General features: G+C 32.6%; 10 protein-coding genes, 1 tRNA gene and 1 pseudogene. 10 read left to right on the forward strand and 2 right to left on the reverse strand.

Going from position 1 to position 15246, the window contains the following annotated elements; genetic code table 11:
- Positions 1-79: 79 nt before the first annotated feature.
- Complete coding sequence (locus tag A5893_RS10100; protein ID WP_068822438.1) at positions 80-538, reverse strand: ferritin-like domain-containing protein; 459 nt, start codon at positions 536-538, stop codon at positions 80-82.
- Between the two features lie 238 nt (positions 539-776).
- Here A5893_RS10100 and A5893_RS18190 point away from each other — a divergent pair, with 238 nt between their 5' ends.
- The 10 genes and pseudogenes from A5893_RS18190 to A5893_RS10145 all read left to right on the forward strand — a co-directional run bounded on the left by A5893_RS18190 (position 777) and on the right by A5893_RS10145 (position 14495).
- Positions 777-1004 carry an alcohol dehydrogenase catalytic domain-containing protein gene (locus tag A5893_RS18190; protein WP_262497032.1) on the forward strand — a complete coding sequence of 76 codons (228 nt, stop codon included), beginning with the start codon at positions 777-779 and terminating at the stop codon, positions 1002-1004.
- Positions 961-1935 (forward strand): zinc-binding dehydrogenase, encoded by a 975-nt coding sequence (locus A5893_RS18195; protein ID WP_262497033.1) that lies wholly within the window; start codon positions 961-963, stop codon positions 1933-1935. Before A5893_RS18190 ends, A5893_RS18195 begins: the two co-directional genes overlap by 44 nt.
- Before the next feature lie 222 nt (positions 1936-2157).
- The gene (locus A5893_RS10110; RefSeq protein ID WP_082911396.1) at positions 2158-3285 is read left to right on the forward strand and encodes an AAA family ATPase; all 1128 of its coding nucleotides are present in this window, start codon (positions 2158-2160) and stop codon (positions 3283-3285) included.
- Positions 3286-3336: 51 nt separating this feature from the next.
- Entirely contained in the window at positions 3337-4239 is a 903-nt protein-coding gene (locus A5893_RS10115) for a helix-turn-helix transcriptional regulator (RefSeq protein ID WP_068822440.1), read from the forward strand.
- Between the two features lie 65 nt (positions 4240-4304).
- Entirely contained in the window at positions 4305-4583 is a 279-nt protein-coding gene (locus A5893_RS10120; RefSeq protein ID WP_068822441.1) for a hypothetical protein, read from the forward strand.
- A gap of 84 nt (positions 4584-4667) precedes the next feature.
- Positions 4668-6184: pseudogene (locus A5893_RS18305) on the forward strand (type I restriction-modification system subunit M).
- 76 nt (positions 6185-6260) lie between these two features.
- A complete protein-coding gene (locus tag A5893_RS10130; protein ID WP_068822442.1) occupies positions 6261-7364 on the forward strand; it encodes a restriction endonuclease subunit S in 1104 nt (367 codons plus the stop codon).
- A 34-nt stretch (positions 7365-7398) separates the two neighbouring features.
- On the forward strand, positions 7399-9165 hold the full coding sequence (locus tag A5893_RS10135) for a DUF262 domain-containing protein (protein WP_068822443.1): 1767 nt from the start codon (positions 7399-7401) through the stop codon (positions 9163-9165).
- Complete coding sequence (locus A5893_RS10140; protein ID WP_068822444.1) at positions 9162-11246, forward strand: DUF262 domain-containing protein; 2085 nt, start codon at positions 9162-9164, stop codon at positions 11244-11246. Before A5893_RS10135 ends, A5893_RS10140 begins: the two co-directional genes overlap by 4 nt.
- Before the next feature lie 60 nt (positions 11247-11306).
- Positions 11307-14495: a type I restriction endonuclease subunit R gene (locus A5893_RS10145; RefSeq protein WP_068822445.1), complete on the forward strand. Its 3189-nt coding sequence runs from the start codon at positions 11307-11309 to the stop codon at positions 14493-14495.
- Between the two features lie 421 nt (positions 14496-14916).
- On the opposite strand, the gene A5893_RS10150 is transcribed toward A5893_RS10145, so the two are convergent.
- A tRNA-Ser gene (locus tag A5893_RS10150) sits at positions 14917-15001 on the reverse strand.
- Positions 15002-15246: the final 245 nt, after the last annotated feature.

The raw sequence follows: 15246 nt of genomic DNA on the forward strand, positions 1-15246 counted from the left end.
TTAAGATATCATATTTACGCCCATTATACAATAGTAAAATGGGCGCAGATATAAGATAAATGTAGGGTCTAAAGATCTTCTAAGAAACTTGTTGGTCTCTTAAAGCTTTAATTTTATCATGAGATTGTTTCAATATGCTTTTTTGCTCAAGCACTAAAACTCTCAAATGATTTGGTAAATCTTCATCTTCACTAGCTGTTTTATAGGCAGTTTGTGCAGCATCTTCACCAAATTCGCAATTTTCTAAAACGCTTTTTCTATCATGTCCAGTAAAAGCAGCTTTTACATCCATCCAAACCCTATAAAGCTTACCACTATTGGTAGTTCCGGGATCTGTGTCTGCTTTAAGTACATTTAATTCATTAGAAAGTGCCATTTTACATTTGCGACTTTCATCAATCATGGCAATAAATAAAGATTTTAAATCTCCATCTTTGGCCTCTAAGTTTTCTATTGCATTTGTATAACCTTCAATTCGGTCATTATTAATTTTCACTAAATCGTTTAAGATTTCTGTTGATGTGTTGTCAGTACTCATAAGTAAATTTTTTTTATTTGTTTATAGATACTACATAAAAACAATTTTTATTCCAAAAAATAATTGAAAACAAATTGTTTAAAAAATACGGTCTTAACCTATCAAAAATATCAGTGTTATGATGAACCTTTTAAATATTTCTATAGGTTAAGTTTAAATAAACATAATGCTGAAATGAATATTTGGCAAAAATCTTGATATAAAAAGCCTAAACATTATCTATTTAAAATAAATATCTATGAAAGCAGCAGTTTTTCACAAACCAGGAGACATCAGTTATGATACTGTAGAAGATCCTAAAATTTTGGAACCTAATGATGTAATCTTAAAAGTTACATCTACAGCTATATGCGGATCCGACTTGCATATCTTGAGCGGAGCAGTGCCACAGGGCGAAGATATGATTATGGGTCACGAAATTTATGGGCATCGTAGAAGAAGTTGGTCCATCTGTAAAAAATCTTAAAAAAGGCGACCGTGTGGTTGTTCCTTTTCCAATAGCATGTGGTCAGTGTTTCTTTTGTAACCATGGCGCATCACCACATTGCGAAAATTCTAATTATGAAAATTATGGTCCATCTGGCAACGTAGCAGATGAAAAAGGAGCAGGATTATTTGGTTATACCGATTTATATGGAGGCTATTCAGGCGGACAAGCAGAATATGTCAGGGTTCCTTATGCAGATATAAGCCCAAGGATTGTTCCTGATGAAATGACAGATGAACAAGTTTTATTTTTATCTGATATTTTTCCTACGGGTTGGTCTGCAATTGATTGGGCACAACTAAAAGGTGGAGAAGTAGTTGCTATTTTTGGTTCGGGTCCGGTAGGATTAATGGCACAAAAAGCGGCTTGGATAAATGGAGCTAGCAGGGTGATTGCTATTGATCCATTAAACTATCGTTTAGAAAAAGCCAAAAAAGTAAACAAAGTTGATACATTAAATCCTCATGAAGTTGATGTTGTACAAGCAATTAGAGATATGACAGGTGGGAGAGGTGCAGATGTTTGTGTTGATGCAGTTGGTTTTGAACCAGAAAGAAACATTCTTGATAAAATTAAGGCAACCATCAATTTTGAAAAAGGAAGCATGAAAGTGTTAGATATGGCCTTTGAAGCAGTAAGAAGAAGTGGTACGGTAAGTATTGTAGGTGTTTACGGCTCTCCTTATGATAATTTCCCAATGTTCAGGATTTTTGATAAAGGGTTAACCATCAAACAAGGACAAGCACCTGTGTTAAATTACGTTGATAAGCTTTTTGACTTGGTTAAACAAGATAAAGTGGTTTTAGATGATATCATTACCCATACTTTACCTTTAAGTGAGGTTGCAAATGGTTACAAAATCTTCGATAATAAAGAAGATGATTGCGTTAAAGTGGTACTTAAACCCTAATTAATCTTAAATACTTTCAATTATCAAAAAGAAGTTCTTTAAAAAAGGACTTCTTTTTTTGTTTAATAATCTAAATTTCTGTTAAATGATTTCTTTAAATTAAGGTAGCATTAGACTTTATGTGAGATTGCTTAAAATGCACTTTCTGAAATAATAATTAACCTACGCCATCTTTTGGCGTACCGCCACTTTACTTTTGATATAAACTAATAAAATATCAAAATGATAAAGAACCAAATTGACTTAAGTCTACTACAATCCAAAGTTTTTGTACCAAATAATCATCTGTCAAAAATGAGCTCACATGAGGTGTTTGCAAATAGAGACAGCTTATATTTAAATGAACATACCTTATACTTAGCTTATTATAATGTCATCCCTAACGTGATTTGCGAACCTAATATAAATTGTAAAAAGGCCCAAGACTGGTTGCTGAATAATTTTCAAAATCAAATTAAAGATAATTATTACAAAAAGAGATTTTTACAAAAATTTAAAGCTGTCGACTTTGATGATGTATTTTATTTCATTGATGAAGATTTAATGGTAAATTTTGATCACATTAATGATGTTGTGAGATTCCTATTTCGTAAAACAGAAATGTTTAAGGTAAATGAAATTAAAAATGGAATAACAAAGTTTAAAACCAGAAAATCTAAAAATCAGCCTATAGTTTCATTATTAGTTTCAACCTCTAAAGGGATTGATACCAAACCTTTTGAAATCAATAAACCTAAATTAAATATTTCAGATAATTACAATGATGATTTTATAGAAGTACACCAAACCATTTTAAAAAGGCTCAATAAAAAAAATGATAAAGGTTTGGTTTTACTCCATGGAAAGCCGGGAACAGGAAAAACATCTTACATTCGGTATCTTATTTCCTCTGTTAAAAAAGATGTTATTTTCTTACCACCCAACATGGCTTCCGCTATAACCAATCCAGATTTAATTTCTGTTTTGGTTGATAATCCAAACTCAATTTTTGTAATTGAAGATGCAGAAAACATTGTAGTAGATAGAGAAAATGACGGAAACTCACCCGTATCTGCAATACTTAATATTTCTGATGGTTTGTTGGCCGATTGTTTAAATATCCAAATTATCTGTTCTTTTAATACTGATATTTCTAAGGTAGATAATGCTCTAATGCGTAAAGGCAGGCTGATTGCGAAATATGAGTTTAAAGAATTGGAGATAGTAAAAGCACAAAAACTATCTACAAAATTAGGTTTTAGTTTAAACATAAATTCACCCATGTTATTAACCTCAATTTATAATCAGGATGAAAAGGAATACAACAACAAGAAAAATTTTAAATCCGTTGGTTTTAAAATTTCAGCTTAATATATTGCTTAACCACATTTAATAAATTATTCGATTGTAATTATTGCTATCATGTCTAAAAGAGAAACTTTAATGCGTCAAAACGCTATCATCAATAAACTAAAGAAAGGGCCGTCAACCTTAAAAAGTATAAATGAAGAGTTAGCATTGCAGTCAGATTTACACGGCTACAACCTTAAAATTTCTAATAAAACTTTTAGGCGAGATTTAGATGATATTCTCTCACTTTATCAAATCCAAATTGATTACAACACCTCAAATAAATATTATGAAATCATCAATCAGGAAGATGAAAATTTAAGCGACCGTATTTTAGATGCTTTTAACACCTTAAATGCGCTCAACTCTAGCGTTGGATATTCAGATTATCTGGATTTAGAAGAAAGAAAATCTACAGGGAACCAAAATTTTCATGGGATTTTACATGCTATTAAAAACCGAAAGCAAATAAATATTACCTATCAAAGTTATTGGCAAGATGAATCTAGTTTGAAGACTCTACAACCTTACCTATTAAAAGAATTTAAAAACCGCTGGTATATTATAGCCTATGATATCAATAAAAACGAATTACGTACTTATGGTTTGGATAGAATTACAGTGTTCGATATCAGTAAAAAGATATTCAAATACCCAGCAAATTTTATCCCGAAAGAGCATTTTAAGAACAGTTTTGGCATTATTAAAAATGATAGTGGCAAACCAGTTCAAGAGGTTGTGCTTCGTTTTAGTGCGCAACAGGGAAAATACATTAAATCACTTCCTTTACATCTAAGCCAACAAATCCTTATTGACAATGAAGAAGGTTTAACTATAAAGCTAAATATTTATGTTACTTTCGATTTAGAGATGGAACTGCTTTCTCATGGTGCAAATTTGGAAGTTTTAGAACCAGCTTTTTTACGGGAATCCATAAAGCAAAAATTAAAGGATGCCTTAACAGCTTACCAATAAATATTTTGAAAAATTTGACGACTCAATACTCACAACTTAATACTAACTACTTTTTACTTCGATAAATGGCACATTCAAAAATTATCATAGTCAACGGACTAAGTATCGACCTTTCAAGAATTAAGGCAATTAAAGTTAACACCAATAGCACTCTTGGGCCAACCAATGTTCTCATGATTGATTTGAATTTAAGATTCGAGTATGTTTTCAATCCTAACGAAAATAATCATACAAAAGAAAGCATTAAGGATACCGTATCGATTAATTATGTTAATTATGATGGTGCAGTTGAGGCAATGAATAACCTATCGGAGGAATGGCAAGCGTATTTAAATAGTCTTTAAAACGACATCTAGTTCACAATATAATAAACCAACTATCTAGCCACCCAATACTTTCTACTTTAGACTTTTTACTTACTTAAATAAATGACCAACCAAAATATCAAGCAATTAGAAATAGAACTGTGGGAAGCGGCCGACGAATTAAGAGCAAATTCTAAACTAACTGCCGGCGAATATAAAGACCCATTATTGGGTTTGGTTTTATTAAGGTTTGCTCAAAACCGCTACGAAGAAGCCAAAGCACATTTAGAAAACACTTTGCCCATTAATCCGCGGACAGGCCAACAAAGAGAGCTAACCAAAGATGATTTTGCGGGAGCCGGCGCAATTATGTTGCCCAAAGAAGCTAAATACGATTATTTGGTAGCCTTGCCGGAAAGTGAAGATATTGCGGAAGCCGTAAACAGCGCCATGAAACTGATAGAGGAAGATTACCCCGAACTGGCTGGTATTTTACCTCGTAACTATCAAGATTTAATGCCCGAAGATGATGAAGAAGCCAATCTGTTGCGTAACCTCATCCGTATTTTTAACCGCGATTCTGTAAAGAAAGCAACCGGAGATATTTTCGGTCGGGTTTACGAATATTTTTTGATGAAGCTTTCCATGATGGGAGCGGGAGCGCAAGAAGGTGGCGAGTTTTTTACACCTCCGTCTTTGGTGCAACTCATCGTTAATTTTATAAAACCCAACCACGGCATCATTCACGATCCGGCTTGTGGTTCAGGCGGTATGTTTATACAACGGCACATTTTGTAAAAAACCACGAAAACAAAAATGTAAACGAAGCCATTACCGTTTTCGGTACCGAATATAAATCTAACACCACCAAACTGGCTAAAATGAATCTCGCCATACACGGCATTGATGATAAAATAGCCAATAGCAATTCCTTTTATTCCGACCCGCATGATCTGTTTGGCAAGTGCGATTTTGTAATGGCAAACCCACCATTTAATGTGGATAAAGTAGATGCTAAGAATAAGTTTTTAGCCGAAGATAAACGTTTGCCTTTTGGTGCGCCATTAACCGGTAAAGGCAGTATTGGAAACGCCAATTATTTGTGGATACAATATTTCATGTCGTACCTAAACCCAACAGGTAGAGCAGGTTTTGTAATGGCTTCTTCTGCTACTGATGCTGGAAATGCCGAAAAGCGAGTGCGGGAAGAACTGGTAAAAACCGGAGCGGTAGATTGCATTGTTTCCATTAGCAACAACTTTTTTTACACCCGCTCTTTGCCTTGCCACCTTTGGTTTTTTGATAAAGGCAAAACCAAATCCAATACAGATAAGGTTTTGATGATTGATGCTCGAAACGTCTTTAGAAAAGTAAGCACTACCATTAACGATTTCTCGGAAGAACAATTAGCAGGCTTAACAGCCATTATGGCGATGTACCGTGGCGAAAAACCTGAAGTGACCGCTGATAACGGTTGGTTTAGTTTTTATTTCCCTGAAGGGATTTATAAAGATGTAGAAGGTTTATGCAAAATAGTGAGCCGAGCTGAAATTGCCGAACAAGATTACAGCTTAACGCCGGGGCGATATGTTGGCGTAAATGTGGAGATTGATATGAATTTGACTACAAAAGTAGGATGAAAGAAATTCATACAGAGTTATCAGAGATGAATTTGGAGGCCAATCAATTGATGGAGAAAATTCAAGGTTTTAAGATATGATGGAGGGTTGGAAGAGTTTTAAATTAGGGGAACTACTTGAAATTAAATACGGTAAAGACCACAAGAAATTAAATGATGGAAAATATCCATTATACGGCTCTGGTGGTATTATGAGATATGTTGACGAATTTCTATATGACGATGAATCGATATTAATCCCTCGAAAAGGAACTTTAACTAATTTATTTTATTTAAATGCCCCCTTTTCCACAGTTGATACAATGTTTTGGAGTAAGGTTAATAAATTAAACGTATTCCCGAAATTTCTTTATTATATATTAAAGACTTATGATTTTTCGACTTTGGATGAAGGTGCCGCAATACCAAGTTTGACAACTAAAACATTAAATGTAGTTACTGTAAATATTCCTAAAAGTAAAGAAACCCAGCAAAAAATAGCTTCTATTTTGTCAGCTTATGATGATTTGATAGAAAATAATTTAAAGCGCATTAAATTATTGGAAGAAATGGCACAACAAACTTATGAAGAATGGTTTGTGCGTATGCGTTTCCCGGGTTTTGAAGATGTTGTAATTGATGTAGAAACTGGATTGCCAGAGGGTTGGGAGAAAGTGAAGTTAGGGGAGATTGTTGAGAATTTTGATTCTAAAAGAGTTCCAATTTCTTCGATGAAAAGAGAAAAAATAAGAGGAGTTTATCCTTATTATGGCGCAGCAGCGATAATGGATTTTGATAATGATTTTCTTTTTGACGGAAGGTTTGTTTTGATGGGTGAAGACGGAACAGTTATCACAAAAAATGGCACTCCGATGTTGCAATTTGTAGATGGAAAGTTTTGGGTAAATAATCATGCTCATGTTTTAAATGGAACCAAGGTTAGTAATGAGTTATTATTCTGTTTTTTAAGTCAATATAAAATTTCAAGTCATATAACTGGTTCTGCCCAGCCAAAAATTAATCAAGCAAATCTAAATCGTATTGAATTTATTTTGCCCTCCACTAAAGTTTTAGAAGAGATTAAGCCTATTCTGAAAAGTATATTTGATAGTAACTTCAATCTTCAAAATCAAAACCACCGCTTAAAAGAAGCAAGAGATATATTATTGCCAAGGTTAATGAGTGGGATGATTGAGGTGTGAATGTCTGAACTTTGATTTAAAAATAAAATTAAAAATGGCCGAATTAATATATAATGTAAAAAATATTTTCTCTAAAGATGCGCAGGGTTGCCTCTTTGATTATAATGCTGAATGCTATCACATTGCAGCGTATCAACGAGGATATAAATGGGGTTCTGATAATAATGGTGCGGTAACAATTTTATTGCAAGATTTATTAATCGCGTTTTCGAAACGTGATGTTTCTTCTAAGAATCTTGACTATTATTTACAATATATTACGCTAAAAAAACAGGAAAGGAAAATACATCTAGAAGTAATTGATGGGCAACAAAGGCTTACTACCTTATCTATTCTATTATCAGTGTTTAGTTATATTTTAGGCGAATCAAACCAAGCCAGTGGAAAGTTAGATTATGCAGTTCGATCAAATTTTTTTGATGAATATATTTATAAAAAGGAATCTTTAGCTTTATTGTTGACTCTAGATTGGAATAAGAAAAAAGGTTTGGAAATCGATACTGATACCTTCATTGATAATCAAGATACCTATTATATTTTTCATGCAATAAAAAAATGTTACAGCTTTTTGGAAGAGTTTAGTGAGATTGATTTACTTAAATTTTACCAATTTGTTCTTAATCACGTTTTGATAATTGTAAATGTCGTAGAGAATGTGGATAGTGAAAAAACTTTTTCTAATTTCCATAGCACCAGCGTAGCTCTTACAGAATCGGAGTTAATTAAAGCGTTGTTTGTTACCAAATATGCAAGATTGAAGGAGGAACATCGAGGTAAAACTTTTCGTGAAATAAATGAACAACGTCTATTGTTAGGTAAACGATGGGATGAGATTGAAAATTGGGTTAACAATAAGTATATAAAGTCTTTTTATTTTAGGCAATCTAAAGACCCAATGTTCGGATTTTTAAATGTAGTAGCTAATAACATCAATAATAAATTAGTATTTAACGAAGACTCCACGCATAGAGAAATGTTTAATTTTTTTAATATTCAAGAAATAGAAATTATGCAGGAGAAATTATACAATACGTTTTGGATTTTAAAAGATTGGTATAATGATCCAATTCTGCACAATAGATTCGGATATCTGTTTTTCTACAAGAAGTCAAAATTTACTATCAATAATTTTATCAATGAAATGACGGCATCTTCGAAAGAGACTCTTAAAAATGAATTGTTGAAGAAAATTCTTGATATTTTACCATTAGACCTTGAAGACTCCAATTATGAAGGAAATACGGATAGCATACATCAAATACTGCTAGCAATTAATTTGTTCAACACCAAAGATAAATTTGATTTCTACAGCTATGTTGAAGAGAATTGGACATTGGAACATATTTTTCCGCAAACTCCCGAAGGTAAAAAAAATACATTAACTGAAAATGATAAAACATATATTATTGAGTTAGTTGGAGATGCAGACAAACTAAAAGTTGAAAAAGTATTGAAGAAAAAAGAACGAACACCAGAAGATAAGGAAGTTTACACCGATGCGTTAAAACGCTCTGGTTTTATACATTCTATAGGTAATCTATGTTTATTGTCAAACGTAGATAATATTTTAAATGGTTGCGCATTTTATGATGAGAAACGTTTTAAAATTTTAAACAGAGTAAAATCTGCTAAATTTATTCCCCCTCACACTATTGAGATTTTCACTAAATCAATTTTTAACATTAATCCTGGTGATTTCACAAGATGGAATAGAGCAAATATTATTGATCATAAACAAATTATGTTGAATAGAATTATTGAGTTGCGTCAAAATTTAGAAAAGTTAGTTCTTAAATCATGAAAGCTGGTAAATACACTATAAAGGAACTTTTTCTTAATAAAAATATAGATTCTATAATAGTTCCTGAAATACAGAGAGATTATGTATGGGGACGAGATCAAGTTGAAAGTTTATTAAAATCATTGGTTTATGATTTTAATAAGTTTACATCATCGGATAATTTTCTCAATTTAGATATAGAAGATGAAACACTAAAAAAAGCTTTAATAAATCATTATAAAAGCATAAAATATTCATCCAGTATTGGCTTTATTTATGCCTATAGTGATAAGGAGTTTGCAGATAAATATTTTTTAATAGATGGGCAACAACGCTTAACTACTATTTATTTGACATTGGCAGTTATTGCTTCACTTGATAAAGAATTTGCAGAAATATTTAAAAAGCAATTCTTCGTAAATAAAAAATCTTTCATAGAATATAGAGTAAGGGAGTCAAGTTATTTATTTATAAATAAGGCAATTAACCAAATTGTATGTGACAACAGCTATAATTTGAAGGACAATTATTGGTATTATGATTCATATAAACACGATAAGACTATTCAGTCTATCATAACCAATCTAGATATTATTAGGGCCTACTTCGCTGATGAAAATGTAGATACAAGTTTGTTCAAGGATTATTTACTTGATTTTGTTCAATTTTGGTATTTTGACACTAACATAAGTGAACAGGGAGAAGAACTTTATGTATACATGAATGCTCGTGGAGAAGGAATGCAGTCTAGCGAAAATCTTAAAGCCGACCTTTTAGCACAAATTGAAACTTCTACTTTAAAAAATAAATGGGGCGAGAAATGGGAATCTTGGCAAGATGTTTTTTGGAAAATTAGAGGGAAAAACGAAAATGCAGATAACGTATTTAACGAATTTATTTATTGTGTTGCAGGTATTCAAAATATGAAAAATGAGCTCGGGATTGAAATAGAGCATATAGATCAAAAGTATACTAAACCTTCTCATAACCAATTGTTAAAAAGCTTAGAAACAGATGGGTTAGTTACAATTCAAAAATATATAAACGCTTTCGAAATATTATTCAGCTCTGAGATTGATGAATTTTGCATTAAAAGTAATTTACACTATGATTGGTTAAAAAAGCTTAGAAAGATTTTTAGGCAACTTCTAAATAAAAATTATACAAATTGGTTTGCGAATGTCAATGATAAAAATAGAGGTACTGAACGTAATCGTATGGTTCTAGTTTGGTCAATACTTGATTATCTTACCAAGTATTCTACAATTGATGAAAATCTTCTTTTGTCCATAAGAATCTTCTATAACCGTTATCATAATTTTGATAGAGCGGTATTATCTAATATTATTAACGCAAATGAATTCGCTAAGCACACTTACAAAGCTATAATAACGGACAACACAAATAATGAAGAGGTTTTAAAATACGAGTTTATACATTCTAAGGAAAATCACATAGATTTTACTAAAATTTTATCATTGATATGGAAAATAGAAGATCATCCTATAAATTTGGATGGACGAGATGTTAAGAATATAAATAGTAGTCACTTAATTGACTATACAGATGAAATAACATTAAATCATTTAAAAAATATTCATGAAAAATTCTTTCATCTTTTTCCTATAACTGTTGAAGATAACGACACTATTGACTGGAAAAATTACAACCTTTTCTTGACTACTTTAATTACTTATGGTAAGTTTTGGATGAGTAAAGTCACTAATGATTATGATAATTTAGATTTCGATAAAGAAAGAAGAATTGTTCGTGATATTGATTCATCAAAAGAATGTTTTAAAAGGTTTTTTAAAGATTTGATAAATTCAGATAGCCTAGAAGACTTATCCGTAAAAAAGATTACTGAACCAGTTTACAATGTTGATAGCGAGGATGTGGAGGATGTCGTTAAATTTTATAATTTTCATTTAAGAGAAAAAATGTGGAATCAGGGATGGTACGTAGCCATGGGTAATCACAAACATCAAAAAGTGGATAAGTATTTTCCGAATTTTTGGAGACTTGTAAATACAAAGGGAAACTTTCAAGGAGGTCAGCCACAAGTACTGTCACGAATGGTTAAAATTAAGGTCGAAGATTAACTAAATCAAAAAACCGCGAGATTCTCGCAGAACCTCGCGGTTCTTACCTAAATCAAAAATATGTCCTACGAATACTCCGAAGATGCCCTCATAGAACAAGCCACACAAGAAGGCCTGGAAGAGTTGGGCTGGAAAGTAATAAAGGCTTGGCAAAACGAAAGCTTCGGAGAAAACGGTTTGTTGGGCAGAGAAGACAAAGGTGAAGTTGTTTTAGAGCGCTATTTATTAAACGCTTTACAAAGTTTAAATCCAGATTTACCAGCCATTGCTTATCAAAGGGCAATTGAAAAAATTACATTAAAAGAAGCGGATAAATCATTGGCGCAAATTAATAAAGCCAAAGCAGATTTATTAAAAAATGGTGTACCCGTTTCTTTTCCTGATGAGAACGGCTTTCAACAAAATAAAAGACTCAAAGTATTCGATTTTCAGAATTACCAAAACAATCATTTTTTAGCCGTTAGGCAGTTGGAAGTTGTAGGCGAATTGTATAACCGCCGACCAGATGTGATTGGATTTGTAAACGGTATTCCTCTAGTTTTCTTCGAACTAAAAGCGCACCATACGGATTTAAGAAGTGCTTTTGATGATAACCTGACCGATTATAAAGACACCATTCCGCATCTCTTCCATACCAATGCTTTTATAATTTTAAGCAATGGAACCGAAGCTAAAGTTGGAACGGTTACCAGTAAATACAAATACTTTTTAGAGTGGAAAAGAATCAGTGAAGACGAAGAAGGCCAAATAGATTTAGATGCCATATTGCGTGGTATTTGTGTGCCACAGCGTTTGATGGATATTTTTGAGAACTTCCTGATTTTTGATGAATCGGAAGGAGAAATTATCAAATTGATGGCTAAAAACCACCAATACATTGGTGTAAACAAAGTTATTGATAATGTAAAAAACATTGAAGACTTACAAGGGAAGCTTGGAGTTTTTTGGCATACACAAGGTTCGGGAAAAACCTACGCAATGGTTTTCCTTTGCGAGAAAATCCACCGAAAACTGGGCGGTTCTTACACTTTCTTAATTGTAGTAGATCGTACCGAACTGGAAAATCAGATTTACGATACCTTCTCTGGTGTAGGGATTGTCAAAGATAAAAATGTAGTCGCTGGTAAAAAGAAAGGCATTAGCGGAAGAGAACATTTAAGAGAACTGCTGGCAGAAAACCATCGTTATGTTTTTAGCTTAATCCATAAATTCTCTATCAATCCAAATGAGGAAACAGAATATCCGCTGATTACCGAAAGAAAAAACATCATTGTAATTTCTGATGAAGCACACCGCACACAAGGCGGAACTTATGCCCGTAATATGCGCTATTTCGGTATTCCAAATGCTTCTTATTTGGGTTTTACTGGCACACCAATCATCAAAGAAGAGGAAGAAATAACCAAAGATATTTTTGGTGGCTATGTTTCTATCTATGATTTTAAAAGAGCCATTGATGACGATGCAACATTGCCTTTGAAATACCTGAATAGGGGAGAGCGCTTGAATATTGCCAATCCCGATTTGGACGAGAAGATGGCAGAAGTTTTTGAGGATGAAGATTTAGACGAAGATCAAAAAGCCAAACTTGCTTATTTGTTCAATAAAGAATATCCCATTTTAACTGCTGAACCTAGATTAGATGCCATTGCAAAAGATTTAGTTTGGCATTTTAACGAACGTGGTTACCAAGGTAAAGCCATGTTGGTTACTTTGGATAAACCAACTGCGGTTAGAATGTTTACTCTTATTACAAAATATTGGCCTCAGTATTTAGCAGAACTCGAAAAGCAAATTAAGCAAGCTACGGATGAGCAAGAAGTGCAAGATTTACAACGCAAATATGATAAGGTAAAAGCAACGGAGATTTGTGTAGTTGTAAGTGCTGAACAAAATGAAGTAGATCGATTCCGTAAAATGAATCTGGATATTGAAACTCATCGCCGTAAAATGGTGGAGCGTAATTTGGAAAAAGAGTTTAAAGATGAAGACAATCCTTTCCGTTTAGCCATTGTTTGCGCCATGTGGATTACAGGTTTTGATGCTAAATGTGTTTCTACAGTTTATTTAGACAAACCTATAAAAGGCCATACTTTGATGCAAACCATCGCCAGGGCAAATCGAGTTTATGATGATGAAAAGGAAAACGGTTTAATTGTAGATTACGGCAACGTTTATAAACAATTAGAAAAAGCCTACTCTGTTTATGGCGAAGGGAGCAAAACAAAAGGAGGTAAAACTTCTGCGAATGACAAACCTTTAGAATTGCTTATTAGTATAGAAGCCGAACTAAAAGAAGCGATAGCCGTTGTAGTTGGGAAGTTGAAGGAATTGGAGTTCAATTTAACTGATTTAACCAATGCAAAAGCCATGGAGAAAATCGGTCTGATTAAAAAAGCGATGGACTGCGTTTGCTTAAACGAAACAACCAGAACTACTTTTGAAATTGCGTCCAGAAATGTATTCAGAAAGTACAAAGCGCTTTATCCCGAGAAGGAAGCGATAGCACATATTAAGAAATATAATGCCATTGATGCGATTTACAACGCACTAAACAAAAAGACCAAATCAGCAGATGTAACCGAAGTAATGATGCGTTTGCAAGCTTTTGTAAATGATAGCATTTTATTAGACAACAAACTTAATGAGCCAAAAGATGTTTATGTCGATTTATCGAAACTAGATTTTGATAAATTACGGAAAGCCTTCGCTAAAATCCCAAATAAAAAAGAATTGGTTTACGATCTTCAAAATGCGGTTGACCAAAAACTGCAACAAATGTTAAGAGACAATCCGCTAAGGTTAGCTTTTTATGAACGTTATCAAGAAATTATTGAAGCTTATAATAAAGGTAAATCTTTAGAAGACACCATCAAAACCTTTGAAGATCTACAAGAGTTTATCAAAGATTTATCAGTTGAAGAAATTAGGGCATTCAAAGAAAATTTGGACCAAGAAACGCTTAGTGTTTTTGATTTACTCAAAGAGGGTAAAGAGCTATCAGATAAAGATTTAAAAGATGTTAAAAAGGTAGCAAAACAAACTTTAGATAAGTTAAAAGCAGAAAAACTAAACATCCCAAATTGGAAAGAAAGCCGACAGCTTAAAGGGCAAGTTCGATCTAGTATTTACGAAAATTTACTATGGTTACCTTCAGATGCTTATACAGATGAAGATGTTGATTTAAAAAGTATTGCAGTGTATCAATATGTTTTTAGTCGATATGGTAATCAAATTAACGCTTTTTAATATCGAATTGGCTAAGAAACCTTTATAATGTATTGAATATATTGTTATGCATAGAATGGTTCATTTATTAGAAAGAAATCATGACAAAACTTCGTCATCCTTATGAATAAATATTTGCCAAACTGGAGAGTGCAAAAGAAAATTTTGAATGAGTTACCGATATAAGCTGCTCCAAATTAAAATATCTGGAATCTTAAAATAATGAAGCTCTAAGAAGCCAAAGAAAGCAATCAGCCTGATTTTTATTATAGGGCTTTTTATCTTCTTATAAATATAGAAATCACAAAATCAGTTTTCTTATTTAAATGTATAGAAGTAAAAATAGCAGCACATTATTTTACTATTGAAATAAAAGAAAAATCCAGATTCTTCTAAAATAAAAAAGCCTGAAATTGAAAAACTTCAGGCTTTTTAAATTATGCGGAGAGTGGGGGATTCGAACCCGCGGACCTGTAACAGTCAACAGTTTTCAAGACTGCCGCAATCGACCACTCTGCCAACTCTCCGCTGCAAAAGTACAAAAGTGAATCATTTTGGCAAACATTATTTTAATAAAAATTTATATTTCCCATATTTAAGTTTTAATGAGTTAGCTATCAGAATATTAATTTTAATTTCACTTGAAAATTACTCATACTAAAGAGGTTTATACAAAGGGTGAATCGATTTCATTTTTTATAAAAAGCGTATTATTAAACTGAAGGTGTCAGAATAAATTTAAAGGTGGATTATTTAAATAATTTGAGAAGGG

It is taken from the genome of Pedobacter psychrophilus (assembly GCF_001652725.1).
GTDB lineage: Bacteria > Bacteroidota > Bacteroidia > Sphingobacteriales > Sphingobacteriaceae > Pseudopedobacter > Pseudopedobacter psychrophilus.